At 66.2% G+C, this 21,216-nt stretch carries 24 protein-coding genes and 2 pseudogenes; 21 read left to right on the top strand and 5 right to left on the bottom strand.

The window, feature by feature from the left end; translation table 11 throughout:
• The first annotated feature begins 39 nt into the window (after positions 1-39).
• The gene (locus EHW97_RS03335; RefSeq protein WP_208001850.1) at positions 40-978 is read left to right on the top strand and encodes an NADP-dependent oxidoreductase; all 939 of its coding nucleotides are present in this window, start codon (positions 40-42) and stop codon (positions 976-978) included.
• Between the two features lie 137 nt (positions 979-1,115).
• Here the strand turns inward: EHW97_RS03335 and EHW97_RS03330 are convergent, their stop codons facing one another.
• Positions 1,116-2,114: a patatin-like phospholipase family protein gene (locus EHW97_RS03330; RefSeq protein ID WP_124235747.1), complete on the bottom strand. Its 999-nt coding sequence runs from the start codon at positions 2,112-2,114 to the stop codon at positions 1,116-1,118.
• A gap of 193 nt (positions 2,115-2,307) precedes the next feature.
• Here EHW97_RS03330 and EHW97_RS03325 point away from each other — a divergent pair, with 193 nt between their 5' ends.
• Genes EHW97_RS03325 through EHW97_RS03310 form a run of 4 tightly spaced genes read left to right on the top strand, consistent with a single transcriptional unit; the run spans position 2,308 to position 6,116 of the window.
• The gene (locus tag EHW97_RS03325; RefSeq protein WP_124235746.1) at positions 2,308-3,243 is read left to right on the top strand and encodes a pseudouridine-5'-phosphate glycosidase; all 936 of its coding nucleotides are present in this window, start codon (positions 2,308-2,310) and stop codon (positions 3,241-3,243) included.
• 30 nt (positions 3,244-3,273) lie between these two features.
• The gene (locus EHW97_RS03320) at positions 3,274-4,680 is read left to right on the top strand and encodes a PTS transporter subunit EIIC (protein ID WP_124235745.1); all 1,407 of its coding nucleotides are present in this window, start codon (positions 3,274-3,276) and stop codon (positions 4,678-4,680) included.
• Positions 4,681-4,710: 30 nt separating this feature from the next.
• Positions 4,711-5,658, top strand: coding sequence for an eIF2B alpha/beta/delta subunit family protein (locus tag EHW97_RS03315; RefSeq protein ID WP_124235744.1), 948 nt, complete (start codon positions 4,711-4,713; stop codon positions 5,656-5,658).
• Positions 5,655-6,116, top strand: coding sequence for a PTS sugar transporter subunit IIA (locus EHW97_RS03310; protein ID WP_279432298.1), 462 nt, complete (start codon positions 5,655-5,657; stop codon positions 6,114-6,116). The genes EHW97_RS03315 and EHW97_RS03310 overlap by 4 nt, the downstream gene beginning before the upstream one ends.
• Positions 6,117-6,127: 11 nt before the next feature.
• On the opposite strand, the gene EHW97_RS03305 is transcribed toward EHW97_RS03310, so the two are convergent.
• On the bottom strand, positions 6,128-7,009 hold the full coding sequence (locus EHW97_RS03305; protein WP_166367369.1) for a LysR family transcriptional regulator: 882 nt from the start codon (positions 7,007-7,009) through the stop codon (positions 6,128-6,130).
• A 76-nt stretch (positions 7,010-7,085) separates the two neighbouring features.
• Entirely contained in the window at positions 7,086-7,862 is a 777-nt protein-coding gene (locus EHW97_RS03300; RefSeq protein WP_124235741.1) for an IclR family transcriptional regulator, read from the bottom strand.
• 111 nt (positions 7,863-7,973) lie between these two features.
• Between EHW97_RS03300 and EHW97_RS03295 the strand changes: the two genes are divergently transcribed.
• Genes EHW97_RS03295 through EHW97_RS03250 form a run of 10 tightly spaced genes read left to right on the top strand, consistent with a single transcriptional unit; the run spans position 7,974 to position 17,307 of the window.
• A complete protein-coding gene (locus EHW97_RS03295) occupies positions 7,974-8,783 on the top strand; it encodes an alpha/beta fold hydrolase (RefSeq protein ID WP_166367368.1) in 810 nt (269 codons plus the stop codon).
• Positions 8,780-10,732 carry a flavin-containing monooxygenase gene (locus tag EHW97_RS03290; protein ID WP_124235739.1) on the top strand — a complete coding sequence of 651 codons (1,953 nt, stop codon included), beginning with the start codon at positions 8,780-8,782 and terminating at the stop codon, positions 10,730-10,732. The genes EHW97_RS03295 and EHW97_RS03290 overlap by 4 nt, the downstream gene beginning before the upstream one ends.
• 10 nt (positions 10,733-10,742) lie before the next feature.
• A complete protein-coding gene (locus tag EHW97_RS03285; RefSeq protein WP_124235738.1) occupies positions 10,743-10,946 on the top strand; it encodes a tautomerase family protein in 204 nt (67 codons plus the stop codon).
• Positions 10,943-11,827: an ABC transporter ATP-binding protein gene (locus EHW97_RS03280; RefSeq protein ID WP_243696285.1), complete on the top strand. Its 885-nt coding sequence runs from the start codon at positions 10,943-10,945 to the stop codon at positions 11,825-11,827. The genes EHW97_RS03285 and EHW97_RS03280 overlap by 4 nt, the downstream gene beginning before the upstream one ends.
• Positions 11,820-12,608 carry an SDR family NAD(P)-dependent oxidoreductase gene (locus tag EHW97_RS03275; protein WP_124235737.1) on the top strand — a complete coding sequence of 263 codons (789 nt, stop codon included), beginning with the start codon at positions 11,820-11,822 and terminating at the stop codon, positions 12,606-12,608. Before EHW97_RS03280 ends, EHW97_RS03275 begins: the two co-directional genes overlap by 8 nt.
• Complete coding sequence (locus EHW97_RS03270) at positions 12,565-13,662, top strand: ABC transporter substrate-binding protein (RefSeq protein WP_124235736.1); 1,098 nt, start codon at positions 12,565-12,567, stop codon at positions 13,660-13,662. Before EHW97_RS03275 ends, EHW97_RS03270 begins: the two co-directional genes overlap by 44 nt.
• Positions 13,647-14,477 (top strand): ABC transporter permease, encoded by an 831-nt coding sequence (locus EHW97_RS03265; RefSeq protein ID WP_124235735.1) that lies wholly within the window; start codon positions 13,647-13,649, stop codon positions 14,475-14,477. Before EHW97_RS03270 ends, EHW97_RS03265 begins: the two co-directional genes overlap by 16 nt.
• Entirely contained in the window at positions 14,474-15,253 is a 780-nt protein-coding gene (locus EHW97_RS03260) for an ABC transporter permease (RefSeq protein WP_124235883.1), read from the top strand. Before EHW97_RS03265 ends, EHW97_RS03260 begins: the two co-directional genes overlap by 4 nt.
• Before the next feature lie 38 nt (positions 15,254-15,291).
• Positions 15,292-16,122 carry an alpha/beta fold hydrolase gene (locus EHW97_RS03255; protein WP_124235734.1) on the top strand — a complete coding sequence of 277 codons (831 nt, stop codon included), beginning with the start codon at positions 15,292-15,294 and terminating at the stop codon, positions 16,120-16,122.
• A 3-nt stretch (positions 16,123-16,125) separates the two neighbouring features.
• Entirely contained in the window at positions 16,126-17,307 is a 1,182-nt protein-coding gene (locus EHW97_RS03250) for a glycerate kinase (protein ID WP_124235733.1), read from the top strand.
• Here the strand turns inward: EHW97_RS03250 and EHW97_RS03245 are convergent.
• Entirely contained in the window at positions 17,292-17,507 is a 216-nt protein-coding gene (locus EHW97_RS03245; protein WP_208001849.1) for a hypothetical protein, read from the bottom strand. The two genes, EHW97_RS03250 and EHW97_RS03245, sit on opposite strands and share 16 nt — an antisense overlap.
• A gap of 89 nt (positions 17,508-17,596) precedes the next feature.
• A pseudogene (locus tag EHW97_RS03235) lies at positions 17,597-17,935 on the bottom strand (transposase); the annotation flags it as partial.
• Between the two features lie 262 nt (positions 17,936-18,197).
• Here EHW97_RS03235 and EHW97_RS15930 point away from each other — a divergent pair.
• The 6 genes and pseudogenes from EHW97_RS15930 (at position 18,198) to EHW97_RS03210 (ending at position 21,206) form a co-directional block, all read left to right on the top strand.
• Positions 18,198-18,614: an IS5 family transposase gene (locus tag EHW97_RS15930; RefSeq protein WP_424922777.1), complete on the top strand. Its 417-nt coding sequence runs from the start codon at positions 18,198-18,200 to the stop codon at positions 18,612-18,614.
• A complete protein-coding gene (locus EHW97_RS03230) occupies positions 18,529-19,098 on the top strand; it encodes an IS5 family transposase (protein ID WP_378079935.1) in 570 nt (189 codons plus the stop codon). Before EHW97_RS15930 ends, EHW97_RS03230 begins: the two co-directional genes overlap by 86 nt.
• A gap of 132 nt (positions 19,099-19,230) precedes the next feature.
• Positions 19,231-19,623: pseudogene (locus EHW97_RS03225) on the top strand (leucine zipper domain-containing protein); the annotation flags it as partial.
• Between the two features lie 71 nt (positions 19,624-19,694).
• Positions 19,695-19,988 (top strand): transposase, encoded by a 294-nt coding sequence (locus EHW97_RS03220; protein ID WP_124235732.1) that lies wholly within the window; start codon positions 19,695-19,697, stop codon positions 19,986-19,988.
• Positions 19,985-20,212, top strand: coding sequence for a hypothetical protein (locus EHW97_RS03215; protein WP_124235731.1), 228 nt, complete (start codon positions 19,985-19,987; stop codon positions 20,210-20,212). Before EHW97_RS03220 ends, EHW97_RS03215 begins: the two co-directional genes overlap by 4 nt.
• On the top strand, positions 20,196-21,206 hold the full coding sequence (locus tag EHW97_RS03210; protein WP_243696284.1) for an IS30 family transposase: 1,011 nt from the start codon (positions 20,196-20,198) through the stop codon (positions 21,204-21,206). Before EHW97_RS03215 ends, EHW97_RS03210 begins: the two co-directional genes overlap by 17 nt.
• The last annotated feature ends 10 nt before the right edge of the window (positions 21,207-21,216 follow it).

Here is a 21,216-nt window from a genome sequence, read left to right as displayed (position 1 = left end):
ATCGGGAATGCGGTGGCGACCTCGCGCGCTGTGACGAATATGCGTGCTGCGTTCTATGACTCTTACGGTGATATCGATGACGTGCTGCGGGTCGGGGAGCTGCCCGATCCGAGGGTGGGACCTGGCGAGGCGTTGATCGAGGTCCGTGCCGCTGCGATCAATCCGGTCGACTGGAAGGTGATCGCCGGCGGATTGGACGCCCTGATGGAGGTCCGGTTCCCCGTCGTCCCCGGTTGGGATGTCGCGGGGGTGGTGCGGGCGGTGGGGCCGGACACCCCCGAGGTGGCGGTGGGCGACCACGTGCTGGCCTACGCGCGCAAGGACTGGGTGCAGGCGGGGACGTTTGCCGAGTTCGTCTCCGTCCCGGTCCGTGCCATCGCCCGCAAGCCCGCCGAGATGAGCTGGGAGGAGGCCGCGGCGCTGCCGCTCGCCGGTCAGACTGCGGCGCGGACGCTTCGCGAGCGGCTCGCCGTGGCCGACGGGGACATCGTGCTCGTGCACAATGCCGCGGGCGGTGTCGGCCGCATGGGTGTGCAGCTGGCGCGGATCCTGGGTGCGCGGACGGTGATCGGCACCGCCTCACAGCGTCACCACGATCGGCTGCGCGAATTCGGGGTGACTCCCGTCGTGTACGGCGATGGTCTCGCCGATCGGGTCCGCGAGATCGCTCCCGAGGGCGTGGACGTCGTCGCGGACTTCGTCGGCGGCGTGTACGACGCAAGTCAGGCGGTCCTCGCCGAGGAAGGACGCTATGCCTCGATCGCCGAGCACGACGTTCCCCGTATCGAGGACGCGATCGTCTGGGTGCGTCCCGACGGAGCCCAGCTGCAATGGCTCGCCGACCTCGCTGGTGAAGGCCGGCTTCAGATCGACATCGTCCGCGTCTTCGACGGACTCGAGGAAGCCGGTGCCGCGCTGCGCGCCAACCAGGAAGGCCACGGCGGCGGCAAGGTCGTCCTCCGCGTCAGCGAAGACTGACCGCATCAACCCGGCGCGGCCGCGTGGCGGCGACAGTTTCACACGAGACCGTCGAAAACCTGTCGTGATGACAGGAAGCTTCCTGTCATCACGACCAGATTCGAGCGGTCTCGTGGGAAACCGGCAGCGCCCCGAGGTTAGGCGGGCTCGGGCTCGTCCAGCTGCAGGGCGCGCTGCTGTGCCTCGAACTGATCGAGTGCTTCCGCCGCCAGGGAGCGGCCCAGATCGATCATGGCCTCGGCGCGATGGAAGTCGAGGGTCTTGCAGGCGTCGACCGGGACGTCGATGACGATGTCGGCAGGCAGACCTGCCATGCGGTATCGCGCGAGCGCGCTTTGAATGGTCTCGAATGACAGCGCGGTGACGTCGACCTTGCGCAACCCGGGTGGCAGCGCGTCGGTCGGCGACGACGGGTGGGGGTCGACGGCCACCTCGTCGCCGAGGTCGTGCTGTTCGTCATCGACCGGGTCGGAGTCTCGGCCGGTGAGCGCCGCGAGGGTGCGCACCAGTCGCTCACGCCACGCGACGCTTCGGTCAGGGGCGGAGGACGTGTGCACCGGCGAGGTGAGCTCGCGGCGGTGTCGGGGGGCCAGCAACGAGACCGCGAGCGTGAGGTCAGCCGGGACAGCGGTGGTGGGTTCCAGCGGGACGGGGTTGGTCAGCCCGCCGTCGACGAGGAGTCGGCCGTTGATCATCACCGGCGAGAACAGGCCCGGGATCGCGATCGATGCGCGGACCGCGGCCTGCAGCGGCCCCTGCTGGAACCAGACCTCCCGGCGAGACCCGAGGTCGGTGGCCACGGCGGTGAACGGGATGGGCAGGTCCTCGATGGCGGCCCCCTCGAAGAACTCCGCCATCCTCGCGAAGAGTCGCTCCGCGGCGATGGCACCGGGGCCGGAGATCCGCAGGTCGAACAGCCGCAGCACGTCGCGTTGTCGCAGTCCGCGCGCCCACTCGGCGAAGTCGTCGATGCGGCCCGCCGCGGTGAGGCCGCCGACGAGCGCACCCATCGAGGTGCCCGCGATGGTGACGATCTCATAGCCGCGCTCGCGCAACTCCTCGATGACGCCGATGTGGGCGTAACCGCGAGCCCCACCCGATCCCAGCGACAGCGCGACACGACGTCCTTCGCTCATACGTTTCAGGCTAACGCCGCGACGGAAGGAGTCAGGATGCGCGCCCGTCTCGCTCGTGGCTCAGGCGTGCTTTGCGCCGAGCGGTCCGCTTCGCCTCATAGCCGAAGGCTATGGACGATGCGAATTGACCATTATACGAGGCTGATTGGACTTCTTAGGATCAGGGGAACCGTACGTCAGAAGGGAATCCCACGTGGTCGTCACTCCGGTCTCCTCGCCGATTCGCATCGCTGACGAGGTGCGTTCTGCCGTCGCCGAGAATCGTCCTGTCCTCGCGCTGGAGTCGACGATCTTCACCCACGGCCTGCCCCGGCCGACGAATCTGGAGACGGCCCGCCAGGCCGAGGAGAACGTCCGCGCGCGGGGAGTGGTGCCCGCGACGATCGGGGTCGTCGACGGTGTGCCGACGGTCGGGCTCAGCGATGAGGAGATCGAGCGTCTCTCCTTGTCCGACGACGTCGTGAAGGCAAGTGTCCGAGAGCTGGTCACGACCGCGTGCGCGAAGCAGGACGCGGGCACGACGATCGCCGCCACGGCGCTGTTGGCGCAGCGGGCCGGCATCAAGGTCTTCTCCACCGGTGGGCTCGGCGGCGTGCACCACGGCGCCTCCACGACCTTCGACGAGTCGGCCGACATTCTGGCGCTGGCCACGACGCCGATCGTGCTGGTCAGCTCGGGCGCCAAGGCCATCTTGGACATCGGGGCCACCTTGGAACGCTTCGAGACCTACAGTGTGCCCATCGTCGGCTACCGGACGGACCGGTATCCGGGCTTCTACGTGCAGGATTCGGGATTCGCGGTGCCGGCGCGCGTCGAGACGGCCGACGAGGTGGCGCAGATGTTCGACTTCGCCTGCGCACTCGAACTGCCCTCGGCGATCTTGGTCGGCAATCCCATCCCGGAGCACCAGCAGATGGACACGGCGATCCTCGACGAGGTCATCCACCGGGCCTGGAAGGCCGCGGAGGAGGCCGGTGTCCGGGGGCAGGGCACGACACCCTTCCTCCTCGATTACATTCAGCGCCACACGGGGGGCGAGAGCCTGCGCGCCAATATCGCGCTCTATCACAACAATGTCGCGCTCGGCTGCGAGGTGGCCGGCGCAATCAGTTCACTCAACCGGGTCTGAAAGGACCCTCAGCCCCCGAGGTGATGTGACATGACGACGAGCCCGTCGAATCAGGCCGCGGCGATCATCGACGCTGCCGGCGGCCCGGAGAACATCCGCGCGGCCACCAACTGCATGACCCGCGTGCGGATCCGCTTCGTGGACGAGTCCAAGGTCGATGTCGATGCGCTCAAGCAGGTGCCGGGCGTGATGACCGTTGTCAAGGTTGGCGACCAGTACCAACTCGTGATGGGCGGCGTGGTGGACAAGGTGCGCGCCGATATCGCTGCGCTGACCGCGGGCTCAGCCGGCGACCGGCAGCCCGGCGACGACGGTTCATCCGATCGCCGAGCGCAAGGCAACCCCTTCTCGCGGCTGATCGGCGTCTTCGCCGAGATCGTCTCTCCGGTGATTCCCGCCCTACTGGCATCGGCCTTCGTCAAGATCATCGCGGTGGTCTGCACGGAGATCTTCGGGGTGTCCGAGAGCAACTCGACGGTCACGATCCTGCATCTCATCGCCGACTCCCTCTACTACTTCTTCCCCGCCATCGTCGGATGGTCGGCTGCCCGCAAGTTCGGCGCGGACATCGCGATCGGCCTCATGATCATCGGGCTGCTGATGAACCCGGGGCTGGCGGCATTGTTCATCGACGGTGGTGCACCGTCGTTCCTGGGGATCGAGCTGACGGAGGTCGACTACTGGGGCAGTGTGCTGCCGGCGATCCTGTCGATGTGGGTGCTGGCGCACCTGGAGCGGTTCCTCAGGAGCGTCGTCCCCGCTGTCGCGCGCAGCATCGTGGTGCCGTTCGTCTCGTTGCTGGTCGTGGCGCCCTTGGCGTTGCTGGTTCTCGGTCCGCTCGGCGCCTGGGGCGGCCGGGCGCTGGTGGACGTGTTCCAGGGGCTGTACGACTTCAGCCCGATCCTGGCCGGTGCCCTCATCGGCGGCACGTGGCAGGTGCTGATCATCTTCGGCATGCACATCGTCCTGCTGGCGATCGTGACGGTGCCGAACATCGCGACGTTCGGCCGCGATCAGGTCATCATGACCCATGCCGCGAGCCTTTTCTGCCAGATCGCCGCAGGGCTGGCGGTCGCGGCGCGGGCCAAGGATCCGGAGATCAAGCGCACAGCGTTCACGCTCAGCATCACCAGTCTGCTGGCGGGCAACGTCATCGAGCCCGTCATGTACGGCGTCAACATCAAGTACCGCAGGCCGTTCTACTTCGTTCTCGTCGGCGGTGCCATCGGCGGCGCGATCACCGGTGCCGCCGTCGCCGGAACGACCGCACCGGTCGCGTTCAGTCTCTACAGCATCCCCGCGTACATGGGCGCCGGGTTCGGCGGGCTGGTCGTCGGCACGATCGTCGGCTCGGCGGTCACCTTCGCGTTGACGTACTTCGTCGGATTCGACGAATCGCTCAAGGACAGCCCGTCCGGCGACCGCGCCGCAGCCTAGTCGTCTGATCTTCGAGGAAAGAGAGCATTGATGAGTCTGCCCGACATCGAGTTCACGTCGGCCGATCATGTCATCGCCGAGATTCGCGATATGAACGTGAAGGGGGGCAGCCCGTTCGGCCGGGCTGCGGCATGGGCGCATCGCTGGGTCGCCCGGGAGGCGGGACCGGCCTCGTTGGAGGCACTGCGCCGCCGCAGCGCCGACGTCGCCGCGCAGATGGCCGAGCTGAAGCCGACGATGGCGACCATCGCCAACGTCAACACCCTGGCGGCCGAGTGTCTGGACGACGCTGCCGATCTCGAACCGGCCCGGGCGGCGCTCGAGGCACTGACCGCGCGGATCCTCGATCACTCCTACGCCGCCGTCGACTCGGTCGCGCAGGTGGCGGCCGAGCTGATCCCCGAAGGTGGCACCGTGCTCATGCACAGCTACTCCAGCACCCTGGTCGACTCCTACCGGGTCGCGGTGCAGACCGGTCGACGGTTCGGCGTCGTGTGCACCGAGTCGCGGCCGCTGCGCGAGTCGCTGAACGCGGTTCGTCTGTTGCGGGAGATGGGCTGCGAGGACGTCCGGTTCGTGACCGACGCCGCGATGGCCGAGTCGGTCCGGCGCGCCGATGTCGTCTTCCTGGGGGCCGACAGTCTCAGCGTGGACGGCTCTGTCGCCAACAAGATCGGCTCGTTCACGGTGGCTCTCGTGGCCCGTCACTACGGCGTGCCGGTCTACGTGCTGAGCGAGTTGCTGAAGTACGACGCGCGCACGGCGGCGGGAGCGAGCATCGAGCTTGAGATGCGCGAGCCCGAGGAGGTGCTGCGCGCCGACGATCCGGTCTTCGTGCCCGGTATGACGGTCGTGAACCAGTTCTTCGATCTCACCCCGCCCGAACTCGTCCGGGGCATCGTGACCGAACGAGGAGTGATTCCGCCGTACCTGGTCTCCAGTCACTGGGATGCGCTGCGGCGGGAGCTCCTGCCGTGAGTGCGCTGGTCCTTCATGCGCCGTGTGAAGGGCGCTGCGTGCCGGTCTCGGAGGTGCCCGATCCGGTGTTCGCGGAGGGCACGCTCGGTCCGGGGTTCGCGGTGGTCCCGACGAACGGCTGTGTCGTCGCCCCGATGGACGGCACGATCACGCACATCATGCCGTCGCGGCACGGCCTCATCCTCTCCGGCCGCGACGGCGTCGGGGTGCTGATCCATTGCGGTATCGACACGGTCCAGCTCGACGGCCGGCACTTGGAGGCGTTCGTCGAGGCGGGGCAGCAGGTCGACGTGGGCACGCCGCTGGTGCTCATGGATCTCGACGCGATCGCGGCGGAAGGCTATCGCACCGACGTCATCGTGGTGGTGAGCGAGATGGGTGAGATGGGCGGTCTCGAACTGCTTGAGACCGGTGATGTCGAGGCCGGCGAGGTGGTGGCGCGGTTACGACGGCCGTGAATCGGGCGGGTTCACAGCGAGGCGATCAGTTCCATGAGCTCAGCGTAGGAGCGGAGGGCGAGGCCGGAGCGTGCCACGGCCTGCAGGGGAACCGTGGCCTCGGGCGTGAGCGGGTTCGCGGAGATCGAGTCCGGCAGGAACAGGCCGAAGTCCTCGGGCACAATCGCGAAGGCCGTGCCTTCCTCCAGCAGGTAGTAGTGGGTGCCGGCGATGCGCGTCGTGCTGAGGTGAGGGGCGTGCTGCATGCCCCGGTCTCGGCAGATGCTCATGATGGTGTCGAAGTACACCGGGTCGCTTCGGCGCTCCCAGATCAGCAGTGACATGTCGGTCAGCATGCTGAGGTCGACCGGGCCGTGCCCGTGGGGCAGGACGTCGGTGGACGTGACGACGACCATGCGGTCCTCGCGCAGGGTCGTGACGTGGGCACCGCCGACGGGCTGCAGGCAGTGACCGATCCCGATGTCGGCGTCGCCGTGGGCCACGGTGTCGACCACGGCGCCGGTGTTGACCTCGACGATCACGGGGTTCCATCGTGGTTCGTGGTCGACACGACGGAGGATCGCGGGGGCGAGCCGGTTCGCGACCGACGGGGACACGGCGATGCGAATCTGCGCGCCGGTCTCCGGTTCTGCTTCGGCGCGGGCCTGGCGTTCGAATTCGACGATCGCGCCAAGAGCCTCCTGGGCGTGGGGCAGCAGGCGCTCACCCTGGGGTGTCAGGCGGGTGCCGTTCGGTCCTCGCGTGAAGAGGCTGAACGTCAGCTGCTTCTCGAAGCGGCGCAGTTCCTTGCTGAGGGTCGGTTGAGCGATGTCCAGGCGGTTGGCAGCGCGCGAGAAGTGGAGGTCCTCACCGAGCCCGACCAGGATCTCCAACTGACGCCTGGTTGTCCGCATGAGCTGATGATAGGGCGTGCGCATGCGCCGAGGGCGGATTCTGGTTCACAGGGCCGAGGGATCGGCGCCACGGTGGTCACCCGTGAGGCGAGGCCGCTTTGTCGAGAAGCCGGCTCGCCTCACTCGCGGCGTCGCTCACCAGGACGCCCAGCGAGTCCAGGTCCATCGTCGCGAGCCGGTAGACGGGCGCGCAGACTGATATCCCGGCAACGAGCTGGCTGTTGTGGTCGACGACGGCCGCGCCGACTCCGCCCACGTCCGGCCTGTATCCCCCGAGGTTGACGGCGTAACCGCGTTCGCGAACCGTCTCGAGCTTCCGCCGCAGCTCCTCCGGGTTGGTCGTCGACGCCGGCGTATAGCGCTTCAACGGCGTGGACAGGAACCAGGCCAGTTGCTCGGCGGGGAGATGCGACAGTTGCGCAAGTCCCGGAGACACGCAGTGTGCGGGCGAGCGGGCGCCGATGACCGCCGCCGAGCGGACGGGCAGTTGCGACACGATCTGCTCCACGTAGACGACGTACCGGCCGTCGAGCCGGGTCAGGTGGATGGTCTCGCCGGTCGTGTCGTGCAGCGCGTCGAGGATGGGCCGAAGGTCGCCGATCAGGTGTTGCTGAGGTGCTTTCCACATCGCCAGCCCGAGGACGCCGGGGCCTAGCCGGTACGTGCGATCGGCGGAACGCACGACCCAATCGCGCGCGACCAGAGTCTGCAGCATCCGTGATGCGGTCGCTTTTCCAATCTCCATCCGGTCGGCGATCTGGGAGAGATTCAGGGGGCCTGACGTGCCCAGCATCTCCAGCATCGTGACCGCGCGATTGACCGTCGCAAGAGTCTCGCCAGATTCACGCGCCATGAGCTGACCGTAGTTCCTTGTCGCGATTCGTGGTACATACCGGAACTACTTTTTCCGATTTACGGAACATTTTCCCCATGCGATGACCTGATGTGTCTAACATCACTCGCCATGCGCTCCGATCCCAAACGTGGTCCGCGAAAAACCCATTCCTGGCCGCTTGTGCTGTTGCACAGTCTCGGCACCGACCACCGCATGTGGCAGGACCAGGTGAGGGAACTGTCTTCCCAGCGGGAGGTCATCACGCCGGACAGTCTCGGTCACGGAGGGCGGCCGGAAGTGGTTGAGGTCACCGTGCAGGACTGGGTCGCCGATCTGCACTCGGTGGTCGAGTCCCTTCCTGGCCCGGTGCATCTGGCTGGCGTCTCACTCGGCGGTATTCAGGCGTTGGCCTACGCTGCGAGCCATCCACAGAACGTTGCCTCTCTCGTCGTGGCTGACAGCTTCGCTCGCCTGCCTCCCAGCACGGCTGCCGAGAAGATCGCGAACATCGCGGCAGATATCGACGCTGTAGGGATGGCGGCCTACGCTGAGCGCTATCTCGACCAGACGCTGCTGACGTCCGAAGGAGGCGCACGGCGGGGTGTGTTAGCCGATGCCATCGCCGGCGTCACCCCGGCGACGTACAAGGCGAGCGCCCGCGCGTGTTTCGGCGTCGACATTCTCGAGCTCCTGCCGGGCATCGTTGCGCCGACCCTGGTACTCGTAGGCGAGTTGGATCAGAAGACGCCGATCGCCCTGTCTGAGCAGATCGCCGAACTTGTTCCCGATAGCCGTCTCGCCCAGGTGAGCGGCGCCGGCCACCTGGCCAACATCGACGCGCCGGAGCACTTCACCACCATGCTCACCGCTTTTCTCGCGGAGGCGGAGGCGCAGGCCTTCGCTTCACATCCGACTATCACCGTTACGGAGACACGATGACCTCAACAGGGGCCGGTACGGTCCAGCTGCATACCGTTGATGAGAAGGGCGAACAGATCGAGGCCGCCGTCGCGCAGGCAGAACTGGCACCGTTGCTGGCGGCGCTCGCCCACGCGCTGGGTGATGACAGTTTTCTAGCGGACGACCTTCGCCCGCCACTGCGGCCGGCCGAGGCCGAGATCTTCCCACAAGGCGGGATGTCCGCTGAACAGCAGGAGCGTGCACGCGCCAAGGCCGTCGAAGGCGTCCACCGGCTGATGTCGGGCGAACGTGCAACGCGAACTGTTCCGATGGAGCCTTTGGTCGAGTTCCTCACGGGGGGAGCGGCGCCGGAGTATCTGCCATTGCTGCGTCGTGAACTCGGCCTCGATGGTGACGTCGGCGCTCCCGGTTGGCGCAAGCCAGAGGTCGCCCCTGACGTCGACTTCGAGGTGGTCGTGATCGGCGCTGGAATGTCCGGACTTGCCGCGGCACACCGACTGGCGCAGGCCGAAGTTCCGTTCACCGTCTTGGAGAAGAACGCGGAAGTCGGCGGCACGTGGCTCGAGAACGTCTACCCGGGGTGTCGCCTCGACACCAACAACTTCGCCTACTCCTACTCGTTCGCCCAGAAGGCGGACTGGCCTCACCAGTTCTCCGCCCAGGCCGACATCGCGAGGTACTTCGAAGACGTCGCCACTCGGCTGGATCTGCGCCGGCATATCAAGTTCAGGACCACGGTGGTTTCGCTGCGCTACGACGAGTCGGCTGCCGTATGGAGGATCACTGCCGAAGACTCCGAAGGCAACCGCCTCGACTACGCGGCGAACGCGGTCGTGACCGCGGTGGGCCAGCTCAATCAACCTCAGCTCCCTGACATTCCCGGTATCGACTCTTTTGAGGGAACGGCGTTTCACTCAGCTCGGTGGGATCCGTCACTGGATCTGACGGGCAAAAGGGTGGCCGTCATCGGCACGGGCGCGAGCGCCTATCAGATCGTTCCTGCCATCGCACCAACCGTGGCTGAACTCGCCGTCTACCAGCGCAGCGCACCCTGGATGCTCCCCACCCCGAGCTATCACGAGCCGGTCCCGACAGGAATGAGATGGTTGTTCGACGTCGTGCCCGAGTATCCCCGGTGGTTCCGGTTCTGGCAGTTCTGGCTGGCAACGGAGGGCCGTCTCTCGCTGGTGACCGTCGATCCGGAGTGGGACGAGCCGGGCACGGTGTCCGCGGCCAACAAACTGCTCCGTGATCAACTGGTCGCCCGGCTCGAGGAACAGTATGCCGACCGACCGGATCTGCTCGCCAAGGTCGTCCCGGACTATCCGCCCGGCGGCAAACGCATGCTGCGCGACAACGGAGTCTGGGCCGAGGCGTTGCATCGAGACAATGTCGACCTTGTCACCGATCCGATCACCCGGATCACGCCAACCGGCATCGAGACCGCATCCGGTGAGCGGGAGTTCGACGTCATCGTGTACGCCACGGGCTTTCGGGCCTCAGACTTCCTCATGCCGATGGAGGTCACCGGCAAGGACGGCCGAGACCTGCACAGGGATTGGGACGGGAACGCGGGGGCGTACAAGGGGGTCTCCGTTCCGGGATTCCCGAACCTGTTTTTGGTGTTCGGTCCGAACACCAATCTTGTCGTGACCGGCAGCGCGATCTTCATGACCGAATGCTCCGTCGAGTACATCATGGAATGCCTGCGGTTCAGTCTCACCGAGGGCGGCCGGCCGATCGATGTCAAGCAGGGCGCGTACGAGGCCTATTGCCGCGACATGGACAGGGGCAACGCGCTCCGCGCCTGGGGTGTGCCCGGCGTGCGCAGCTGGTACAAGAACCGCTACGGCAAGGTGACCCAGAACTGGCCTTGGCCCCTGCTCCGCTTCTACGAGCTGTCTACGACGTTCGATCGCGACGCCTACGACGTCGTCGCACCCAGGCCCACCGCCCAGAAGAAATGAGTGTTCCATCATGCCGTTGATCGAAGTGCGTCACGCGAACAGTTACGACCCCACGCAACGTGAGCGCATCATTGCTGCCCTTACCGCCGCCTACAGCGAAGCCAGCGGTGCGCCGGCGGAGAAGGTGTGGGTCATCCTTGACGAGGTCCAGCGTGACAGCTGGGGTGCCGGCGGGGCCAGCCTGCAGGCGCGAGACGCCGGGGGCACGAAGTGAGCACGACCGCAAACCCGGAACTTGGCATCGCCGTGCCCGGCGGACTTCCTGAGCCGTCTGCCCGACTCCTGCTCGATGTCTGCGGACTCGCGAAGACTTACGGCACCGGGGCAGAAGCAACCCAGGCCATCGCCGACATCAGCTTCGGAGTACGCGAAGGTGAGCTGGTGTGTATCGTCGGTCCCTCGGGCTGCGGCAAGACCACGTTGCTGCGCAGCATGTCAGGTCTCCTCACCCCGACGTCCGGCACCGTTTCCCTGCTCGGCGATCCGGTCACAGCACCCCCGGCGACGATGGCGTTGGTGTTCCAGGACTACAGCCGCTCGCTTTACCCCTGGATGAAGGTCGCAAAGAACGTCGAATTCCCACTGCGTCGCATGAGACTCGGCTCCCAAGAGAGGCGTGAGCGTGTGATCGGCGCCCTCGAGTCGGTCGGGCTCGCCGGGTTCGCTGACAAGTATCCGTGGCAGCTCTCCGGCGGCATGCAGCAGCGGGTGGCCATAGCGCGGGCCTTGGCCTACCGGCCGGAGATCCTCCTGATGGATGAGCCGTTCGCCTCCGTCGACGCCCAGACCCGTGCTGAGCTGGAGGATCTCGTCCTCGATCTGAGGCACCAGTACGGAGTCACTGTCGTGTTCGTCACCCACGACATCGACGAGTCCGTCTATCTCGCTGACCGGGTCGTCATCTTGTCATCGCGCCCGACCGTGGTGAAGGAGGTGTTGGACATCGATCTGCCGCGCCCGCGGCATCAGGTTCACACCAAGGAGCTGCCCGAGTTCGCCCGGCTCCGCTCGTATGTGTTCGAGGAGATCATGAACAGCAAGGCGCCCGACGCCGACAACGCAGCCGCGGGTGAAGCGGAGGCCGAGCATGGTTGACCGAACTGCGGTGCCGGACTATCTGCGAATGCTCGATCTGTCCGGCAAGGTCCATCTGGTCGTCGGGGCAGGTCAAGGTATCGGCCGTCAGGCCGCCCACGCCCTCGCGCAAGCAGGTTCCTTCGTGGTGTGCCTCGACAACGACTCCGAACGTGCCCAGGCGGTAGCGACGGAACTCGACGGTCTGGCGCTGACCGCGGACGTCCTCGACGAGGAGGAACTCATCGGTGCCGTCGACGCGGCCGCGAGCGAACACGGTCGCCTCGACGGAGTCGTCGACATCGTCGGTATGGCCCGGTTCCGGCAGCTCACCGAGGCGAGCGAGGAAGACTGGCAGTTCCAGTTCGATATCGTTCTCAAACACGCGCGCTGGCTCGTCAAGCACAGTAGTGCGCAGCTGAGTCGTACCGCCGGAACTCTGACGTACGTGAGCTCCATCGCCGGCTTGAGCGGCGCACAGGGAAACGGCGTGTACGCCGCCGCCAAAGCGGCCCTCATCAGCCTGGTGCAGACCGCGGCGGTCGAGCTGGCGCCGAGCGGCGTCAGGGTCAACTCCGTGGCACCGAGTGTCGTTCTGACTCCGAGGATGCGTGAGATCCTCGACCCGCCGAGGCTTCAACGATTCGTCGACAACACGCCCATCGGACGATTGTCCGAACCGGCTGACATCGCGGCGGTGCTGCTCTTCCTCGCCTCGCCGATGGCCTCCTACATCACCGGCCAGACCCTCGTCGTCGATGGAGGCGTCCAGGCTCGCCTGCCCTACCCCGACTTCGTCTGAGATCGGCTGCTCTCGCGGCCGAAATCGTCCCCCTCACCTACTGGAAAAGAAGGCAATGATGCCCCATCTCTCAGCAACCCGCCGCCGGCTCGCCATCGGCGCCAGCTTCACCGCCGTCGTGCTCACCCTTGCCGCCTGTGGCGGGGGAGGCCAAGCTGACACTGACGCGGACGGAAACACCGTCATCAAGCTCGGCATGTTCCCTGTCGCCGACGTCGCCCCCATCTATCTGGGAATCGAGGAGGGTTTCTTCGACGACGAAGGGCTGTCGTTGGATGTGCAGCTGGCCGACAGCGGCGCAGCCGTGACGGCTTCGGTCGTCGCGGGCGACAGCGACATCGGATTCTCCAACCCCATGTCCCTGGTCCTGGCACAGTCTCAGGACCTCCCGATCCGTGTGGTTGCCCCGGGAACCACGGGTGGAGCTACCGCCGAAGAAGCCTGGTCCGGGGTGATCGTCGCTGCAGACAGCCCGATCCAGGGCGCCGCTGATCTGGCCGGTAAGACGGTCGCAGTCAACAGTCTCAAGAACATCCTTGAGGTCACCTTGCGCACCGCATTGGAGAACGAGGGGGTCGATCCCAGCTCGGTGCAGCTCATCGAGATGCCGTTTCCCGACATGCCCGCCGCGATCGAGAACGGCCAGGCGGACGCGGCGTTCGCGGTCGAGCCGTACATCACGCAAGCCGTCAGCGCGGGCGTGGCTCGCGTGGTGATGACCCCATACGAGTCCGTCGCTCCAGAATTCCCGACCTCGCTCTACTTCTCGACCAGTCAGTTCATCGACGGACATCAGCAGATCGTCGAGAAGTTCCAGCGAGCTCTCGAGGCTTCCGTGGCCTATGCCAAGGAACACCCCGAAGAGGCGCGCGACATCGTGACCGAGTTCACTGAGATCGACCCAGGGGTGGTCTCCGCCATGCGGATGCCGGTCTTCGCCGACACCATCGACGAGGAGAAGATCGAACTCTACATGCAGATGGGCGTCACCTGGGGGCTGATCGAGGAAGCCGGTGACGTCGAGGAGTTCCTCGCCGGATGGTCGGCATCGTGAGTACCGCCGCCCGGGCCTCGGCTCAGGGGGACTTCTCGATTCCCCCGTGGCTTCTCCCGCTCCTCCAGCGTCTCGCTGGCGTCGCCGGGATCCTCGCGCTCCTGGAGCTGATCACGCGAACGGGCATCGTCAACCCCCGGTACTTCCCGCCGATGTCGACGGTGTTCGCGCGTCTGGCGGAGGAGGCGGTATCGGCTCGGCTGTGGAGCGACGTGCTTCTCACCTTGCAGGGATGGGCGGCCGGACTCGGTATCGCCACCCTCGTCGGCGTGCTGCTCGGCATGGTGGCGGGGCTCTGGGACCCGGTGTTTCACGGGCTGCGTCCGATCGTTGAGTTCCTCAGACCCGTGCCCTCAGTGGCACTGATCCCCTTGGCGATCTTGATGTTCGGCGCCGGCATGGAAAGCAAGATCTTCATGGCCGCCTTCGCCGCCACGTGGCCGATCCTCATCCAGTCCATGTATGGCGTACGCGACCTGGATCCGGTGCAGATGGAGACCGCGCGTTCCTATCGGATCCCTGGTCCGATGCGGTTTCGCAGGGTACTCCTGCCGAGCGCATTGCCGTACATCGCTACCGGAATGCGGGTCTCCTCGGCGACGGCGCTGGCCCTGGCCGTCAGTACCGAGCTGATCATCGGTGCACCGGGGCTCGGCCAGACCATCAATATCGCCCGAGCATCGGGGGCGCCCGATCTGATGTATGCGCTGATCGTCGTCGCTGGTCTGCTCGGCTGGCTGCTCAACATCGTCTTCGTGCGGGTCGAGGGCAGCCTCCTGCGTTGGCATCCGACCTACCGCGAGGTGGCTCAATGAACACCACCAGAAGCCGGGCACTGTACCTGGCCATCGAGGTCACCGTTCCTGCTGTGGTGATCGCCGTGATCTGGTGGCGCAGCTTGACCACCAGCACGTTCTACTTTCCGCCGCTTCCACACATCCTGGAGACCTTCCAGAATGTGTGGCTCTTCGACCGGGTCGGGAGCGATCTGGTCCCCAGCCTGGTCCGTCTGGGTGCGGGGCTGGCCATCGGCATCAGCGCGGGCATCGTGGTCGGTTTCGTGCTCGGGCGCAGCCCTGTGCTGTCGCGAGCCACCGCGCCACTGATCGAGTTCTGCCGGGCGATCCCGGCGCCGGCGGTCGTCCCGCCGTTGATCCTGATGCTGGGGATCGGAGACACATCGAAGATTGCGCTGATCGCCTTCGGCTCGGTGTGGCCGGTCCTCCTCAATACGGTCGACGGGATCCGCGGGATCGACCCTCTGCTGATGGAAACGAGTCGAGCCTTTTCGGTTCGTCGCGCCGACACCCTCGCTCGCGTGGTGCTGCCGGCCGCCGCGCCTCAGATCTTCGCTGGTATCCGCACTTCGCTGTCGCTGGGCATCATCCTCATGGTCATCAGTGAGATGGTGGGCAGCACGAACGGTCTCGGGTATTTCGTGATCGAGTCTCAGCGTTCGTTCGCCATGACTGACATGTGGGCGGGAATCGTGCTGCTCGGGCTGCTCGGCTACGGGCTGAACGCCGCGTTCGGGCTGGTCGAACGCCGAGCCCTCGCCTGGCACCGAGGTGCCCGCCAGCGAGCATCCTGACCCACTCAACACCGCTTCATCACCAAGGAGAAACACCTATGCCCACCCTCGTTCCGCATGACCTGACTGTCGCCGGCCTGGCCACTCGCGTCTACGAAGCCGGCGACCCGGCGAACGACACCGTGATCTTCGTGCACGACGGGGCCTACGGCACCGACGCACTACTGGCGTTCGGCGAGGTGGCCGAGTCGCTGTCTGCGGACTTCCACGTGCTGTTGCCTGATCTGCTCGGCTGGGGCGGCTCGGCCAAGGTTCACCATTTCGACCAGTCGTTGTACGCGCCGCGATTGAACCACATCGCGGCGCTGTGCGACCAGCTCGGTGTCACCCGCGCCCACTTCGTCGGCAACTCCTTTGGCGGCTCGCTCATTCTGCGCGCCAGTATCGCCGGCGTGTGGCCGATTCGCAGTGCCGTGAGTATCGCGGGCACGGGCGGCCCCTGGCGCTCTCAGACGGGCATCACCGCGATGGCCGACTACCGGGCCACCGAAACGGAAGCTCGCCGTATCAGCGATCTTGTGGTCGGCAGCGACGCAGCCACCGAGGAGCATGTTGCTCGTCGTCTGGCCAATTCGCTGATACCCGGCCACTGGGAGTCGCTGCGCGCGTGGGGACTGCGCAACCCGGAGCTGCCCGCAACGCCTCCGCCGGCTGACGGCTACCCTGAGACGCTCGCCACCGTGTCGACGCCGATTCTCCTCGTGGCCGGGTCCCGGGACGTGATGGTCGAGCCCGGCTGGCAAGACCGCATCGTCGCCGCAGCACCTGCTGTCAAGGCGGTCGTGATGGACACCGGCCATTCTCCGAACATCGATCTGCCTGGCGAGGTGGAGAAGGTCCTGCGCAGCTTCTGGTCGCAGGTCGACTGAACGGTGGCGGTGATCGATTCCTCGCCTCCGCTTCACGTGCTTCTCGCGCCCGATTCGTTCAAGGGCAGCCTGTCTGCCCGTGGTGTCTGCGAGGCGATGTCGGCCGGCTTGGACCGACTGGGCCCCCGGTTCGAGCTGACGCGGATGCCGTTGGCTGACGGCGGAGAGGGCAGTGTCGACGTCATCGTGGCGGCGCGAGGTCACGACCTGCGGACGGTGTCGACCGCCGACGCCCTCGGACGCCCCGTCCGGGCATCGTATGCCCTGTCGAAGGACCACCGCTCTGCCGTGGTGGAAATCGCTGCCGCCAGCGGCCTTCCCGGCATTGCTGATCTGCCCGCTGCTGCCCTCTCTGCCAGCACTGAGGGCACCGGGGTGCTGATCCGGGACGCGCTCGACCACGGTGTCGAGGAAGTCGTCCTGTGCCTCGGCGGGTCGGCAACGACCGACGGGGGAACCGGCATCCTGCGCAGTCTCGGAGCTCGATTCCTTGATTCTCAAGGCCGCGACCTACAACCGGGCGGTGGAGCTTTGCAGAACTTGGCGACGGTGGACTTCTCCGGCCTTGCTCCAGGCCTGCGTCGCGTCCGCTGGCGTCTGGCGACCGACGTCACCTCCCCGGCATGGGGGCCGACTGGCGCGGCGCATGTGTTCGGACCGCAGAAAGGAGCATCGCCAGATGACGTGGAGGCCTTGGACCGCGGGCTGCAGCGCCTTGGGCACGTGCTCTCCGCCGCCGGGCTGCCGGTGACACCGCAGTTGCCCGGTATGGGCGCCGCGGGAGCGACACCGCTGGGACTCTTCGCCGTGTTCGAGGCGAGGATCGAATCTGGTGCCCGGATGGTCATGGAGCTTGCCGGGTTCTCTGATGCGGCGGCGAGAGCGGACCTTGTGGTGACGGGGGAGGGTCGGTTTGACGACCAGTCGCTCCAAGGAAAGGTGGTGGGCGAAGTGGCGCGCCAGGCAGCTGGGCGTCCGGTCCTGGTGATTGCAGGTTCGGTGGATGTGGAACCCGAGCAGGCCTACCGTGCCGGCGTCGCGGCCGCTTTCAGCATCGCACCCGGGCCCGCGTCCTTGAGGTCCCTTTGTGCGGAAGCCTCCGACCTGATCGCTCGTACCAGCTACGACGTCTTCGCCGCAGTGCTGGCGGGCCGGCCCTCGCCGCACCCTCAGTCTCTGCCGTAGATGTCGCGGGTGTAGACCTTCTCGGCGACGTCGGCGAGGTGCTGGGCGCGCCGGTTGGTGATGATGAGGTCGGAGCGCTTCTTGAACTCGTCGAGGTCGCGGACGATCTCGGAGTTGTAGAACAGGTCGCCGTGGCTGCCGGAGCTGATGGCCGGTTCCCTGACCTGGGACCAGGGAACAGAGATGGCCGACCACGCCAAGCTGACCGTCGCGACCGAGATGCCGGTCTACTTCGCGTACCCCCGGTCGCCCTAGGAACGCGGCACGAACGAGAATCTCAATCGTTCTGTCAAGCGGTAAGATCGACGACGCGGTAGGGCTGGTTGTCGCGGAGCATGGCCCAGATCACGTTGATTCGTCGGCGGGCAAGGGCGCGAACGGCCTGCTTGTGAGTCTTCCCTTCGGCCCGCTTCTTGTCGTAGTAGGCGCGAGATCGTGGGCAGTATCGTGCGGCCGATTGCGCGGACAAGTCGCAGGCTCGGAGCAGTCGTCTGTCGTAACGGTGCGGTCGATGATGGTTGCCGCTGATGCGTCCGGAATCGAGTGAGACGGGCGCGAGGCCGGCGACGCCTGCCAAACGGTCGGCGCTTTCGATGTTCTCGATTCCGCCGACGACGCCGATGAACTCGGGGGCGTGTCAGATGGTCTGTGTAAGCGGTTGGTCTTGAGAGAGGATCAAGATGACCGTTGTGACCACTGAGACTGATGAGGCGAACGTGACCAAGGAGTCGGGTAAGACCGCGGCGCGGCGTGCTGCTCGGGCCGAGGGCACGAGCTGATCTCGTCATGGATCGATCCCGTGCCTTCAACCGTCTGCGGGCAACGCTCCTGGAGTAGTTTCCTGCACTTGAGGCCGCATTCGACTAGGGCGTGTCTGATAAAGATTCGCGGTGGTGTCGGGGATCGTGGGTGTGGTGTCGAGATTTCAGGTGCTGAGTGATGCGCAGTGGTCGTTGATCGAGGGGTTGTTGCCTGCTCGGACGGGTCGTCAGGGTCGTCCGTTCTCCGATGCTCGGACGATGGTCGAGGCGATCATCTACCGGTATCGGACAGGGATCGCGTGGCGTGATCTGCCCGAGGTTTTCGGGCCGTGGCAGACGGTCTGGACGTGGCATCGGCGGATGGCCGATGACGGAACCTGGGACGCGGTGCTGGCCGAGCTCACCGCGGCTGCCGATGCCGCCGGGATGATCGACTGGGCAGTCTCGGTCGATTCCACGATTGCCCGCGCTCACCAGCACGCCACGAACGTCACCCGCCACACAGGGGGCTGGGTCGAATTACACGAATCTGCTCGAGCCGCCTGACCACGCAATCGACCGTTCTCGCGGTGGCTTGAGCACGAAAGTGCATTCGCTGGTCGACGGAAACGGGCTCCCTCTGGTCGTGCTGCTGACCGCTGGGCAGGCTGGCGACTCACCGATGTTCCTGCCCTTGATGGGCCAGCTGCGCATCGCTCAACCCGGCGGCCGGACGCGAACCCGACCCGATGCGGTCCGCGGCGACAAGGCCTACTCGTCGCGGGCGATCCGCCAACACCTGCGAGACCGCAGGATCACAGCGGTCATCCCGGTCCCAGACGATCAGAAGGGCCACCGCCTTCGACGAGGATCTGCTGGCGGCAGGCCACCGAACTTCGACGCCGAGACCTACCGCGGCCGTAACGTGATCGAGCGCCGCTACTGCGACATGAAGCAATGGCGCGGCCTCGCGACCCGCTACGACAAGCACGCCCGAACCTACCGTGCGGCCGTCGTCCTCAACGCCGTCATCGCCTGGACCAAACATTAGTCAGACACGCCCTAGGTGTGATGTCCAGGGACGTTGTTTCGGCGACACGGCTGTGAGGAGCTGAAAAGCGAGGGCCTCCGGTTGTGAAGTGGAGCTGTTGAGTTCAACCGCTTCACGAACCAGGAGGCCCTCGTGTCCCACGCTAACGCTGCCCTGACCCCACGCGCTCGTCTTCGGTTGGCGCGCCTGATTGTCGAGGATCACTGGCCGCCGTCGGTCGCGGCGAAGATGTTCATGGTCTCGCCCGTCACGGCCAGGAAGTGGGCTGCCCGGTTCCAAGCCGAGGGATCGACCGGGATGACGGATCGATCGAGCCGCCCACGGTCGATGCCGACGAAGACACCGCTGCCGCAGGTCAAGAAGATCGTGAAAGCGAGGTGGCGACGCCGTCTCGGACCGGTCCAGATCGCTGGCGAGCTCGGTCTGCCCGCCTCGACCATCCACGCCGTCTTGGTGCGTTGCCGCATCAACCGGCTCTCCGCGATCGACCGGGTCACCGGGGAACCGATCCGCCGTTACGAGCACGAGGGACTGCTGCACGAGTAGGTGACATCTGATCTGGCTTGCCCGTGGGGCGGGCCTGGAAGGATGTCATCATGCCGAAGCCGTTTCCCAGAGAATTCCGCGAGGATGTGGTGCGGGTTGCCCTGAACCGTGACCCCGATGTTCCGTTGGCGCAGATCGCGAAGGATTTCGGGATTCATGTCGGGACGCTCGACAAGTGGCTGCGACAGGCTCGTATCGCTGCTGGTGGGCAGACCGGCGTGACCGTGAGCGAGTCTGCTGAGTTGCGTGAACTTCGCAAACGGAACCGGCTCCTGGAGCAGGAGAACGAGGTTCTGCGGCGGGCGGCAGCGTATCTGTCGCAGGCGAATCTGCCGGGAAAATGATGTTCCCGCTCGTCCGTGAACTGGCCGCCAAGGACGCCTCGATCAGGGTGCCTGTGACGGTGACGTGCAGGGTGCTCAAACTCGCCCGCCAGCCCTACTACCGCTGGCTGAAGAGCCCGGTCACCGACTCCGAACTCGTCGAGGCGTATCGCGCCAACGCGTTGTTCGACGCGCACAGGCGGTGTCATAGCGTCGTTGCAGCGGCGAGTGTTGACGTTCCATGACCGTGCCGAGATCGGTGCCGGGGTCCAGGCGAAGTTGACGGTGCGGCAGATCGCCGAGCGGATCGGACGAGCCCCGTCGGTGGTCTCGCGGGAGATTCGCCGGAACTCGACGAAGACCCGCGGGTATCGGATCGTGACCGCGGACGAGAAAGCCAGGAAGCGGCGGGCGCGTCCGCAGGCCCGGAAGGTTGCCGCCGATCCGGTGCTTGCCGCGCGAGTGCGTGCGGATTTGCGCCGTTCGCGGACCCCGAACCAGATCGCGGGCAGGTTGCGCGCAGAGGCCGACGACCGCACCCGGGAGGTGTTGCCTGGTTCCCTCGACGCGGAAGGCCGTGCCGTCTCTCACGAAGCGATCTACCCATACATTTACGCCCTCCCCAAGGGAGAGCTCGCCAAGGCGGGGATCTTGTTGCGTTCCAAGCGCACGCGCCGCAAGCCCCGCACCGATACCTGCAACGGCGGAGCACGGATCGTGGGCATGGTCTCCATCGATGACCGCCCCGACGGGGTCGATGACCGGCGTGTGCCCGGGCACTGGGAAGGTGACCTGATCATCGGCGCGGCAGGCAAGAGTGCTGCGGTGACCCTGGTCGAGCGCAAGACCCGGTTCCTGATACTGCTCCCCCTGCCGGAGGGACGTTCCAGTGAAGCCGTCGTGGATACCGTGATCGACCATGTGCGTGGTCTTCCGCAGTTGATGAGCGGGTCCATCACCTGGGATCAGGGCCCGGAAATGGCCCAGCACGCCGCGTTGAGCGTGGCGACCGACATGCCCGTCTACTTCGCCCACCCACGCAGCCCCTGGGAACGCGGCACGAACGAGAACACGAACGGGCTGGTCCGCGAGTACCTCCCCAAAGGCACCCAGATAACAACCCACCAGCCCCACCTCACCGCCATCGCGGAAGAAATGAACGACCGCCCCCGCGCCACCCTCGGGTACCTCACCCCACGCGAAGCCTTCAACCGACTACTCGTTGCTTCCACGACTTGACACCGCCCCC

The organism is Aeromicrobium camelliae (assembly GCF_003850045.1).
GTDB lineage: Bacteria > Actinomycetota > Actinomycetes > Propionibacteriales > Nocardioidaceae > Aeromicrobium > Aeromicrobium camelliae.
The sequence above is the reverse complement of the archived record's forward strand: the minus strand, read 5'-3'. Positions and strand labels throughout refer to the sequence as shown.

Excerpts from the sequence above, each read along its gene's own strand:
- EHW97_RS03300 (WP_124235741.1), bottom strand. The coding sequence starts at position 7,862 with ATGGCGCGTGAATCTGGCGAGACTCTTGCGACGGTCAATCGCGCGGTC.
- EHW97_RS03305 (WP_166367369.1), bottom strand. The coding sequence starts at position 7,009 with ATGCGGACAACCAGGCGTCAGTTGGAGATCCTGGTCGGGCTCGGTGAG.
- EHW97_RS03315 (WP_124235744.1), top strand. The coding sequence starts at position 4,711 with ATGAGTCTGCCCGACATCGAGTTCACGTCGGCCGATCATGTCATCGCC.
- EHW97_RS03215 (WP_124235731.1), top strand. The coding sequence starts at position 19,985 with ATGATGTTCCCGCTCGTCCGTGAACTGGCCGCCAAGGACGCCTCGATC.
- EHW97_RS03320 (WP_124235745.1), top strand. The coding sequence starts at position 3,274 with ATGACGACGAGCCCGTCGAATCAGGCCGCGGCGATCATCGACGCTGCC.
- EHW97_RS03285 (WP_124235738.1), top strand. The coding sequence starts at position 10,743 with ATGCCGTTGATCGAAGTGCGTCACGCGAACAGTTACGACCCCACGCAA.
- EHW97_RS03330 (WP_124235747.1), bottom strand. The coding sequence starts at position 2,114 with ATGAGCGAAGGACGTCGTGTCGCGCTGTCGCTGGGATCGGGTGGGGCT.
- EHW97_RS03265 (WP_124235735.1), top strand. The coding sequence starts at position 13,647 with ATGGTCGGCATCGTGAGTACCGCCGCCCGGGCCTCGGCTCAGGGGGAC.
- EHW97_RS03270 (WP_124235736.1), top strand. The coding sequence starts at position 12,565 with ATGGAGGCGTCCAGGCTCGCCTGCCCTACCCCGACTTCGTCTGAGATC.
- EHW97_RS03290 (WP_124235739.1), top strand. The coding sequence starts at position 8,780 with ATGACCTCAACAGGGGCCGGTACGGTCCAGCTGCATACCGTTGATGAG.
- EHW97_RS03255 (WP_124235734.1), top strand. The coding sequence starts at position 15,292 with ATGCCCACCCTCGTTCCGCATGACCTGACTGTCGCCGGCCTGGCCACT.
- EHW97_RS03295 (WP_166367368.1), top strand. The coding sequence starts at position 7,974 with ATGCGCTCCGATCCCAAACGTGGTCCGCGAAAAACCCATTCCTGGCCG.
- EHW97_RS03335 (WP_208001850.1), top strand. The coding sequence starts at position 40 with ATGCGTGCTGCGTTCTATGACTCTTACGGTGATATCGATGACGTGCTG.
- EHW97_RS03275 (WP_124235737.1), top strand. The coding sequence starts at position 11,820 with ATGGTTGACCGAACTGCGGTGCCGGACTATCTGCGAATGCTCGATCTG.
- EHW97_RS03220 (WP_124235732.1), top strand. The coding sequence starts at position 19,695 with ATGCCGAAGCCGTTTCCCAGAGAATTCCGCGAGGATGTGGTGCGGGTT.
- EHW97_RS03260 (WP_124235883.1), top strand. The coding sequence starts at position 14,474 with ATGAACACCACCAGAAGCCGGGCACTGTACCTGGCCATCGAGGTCACC.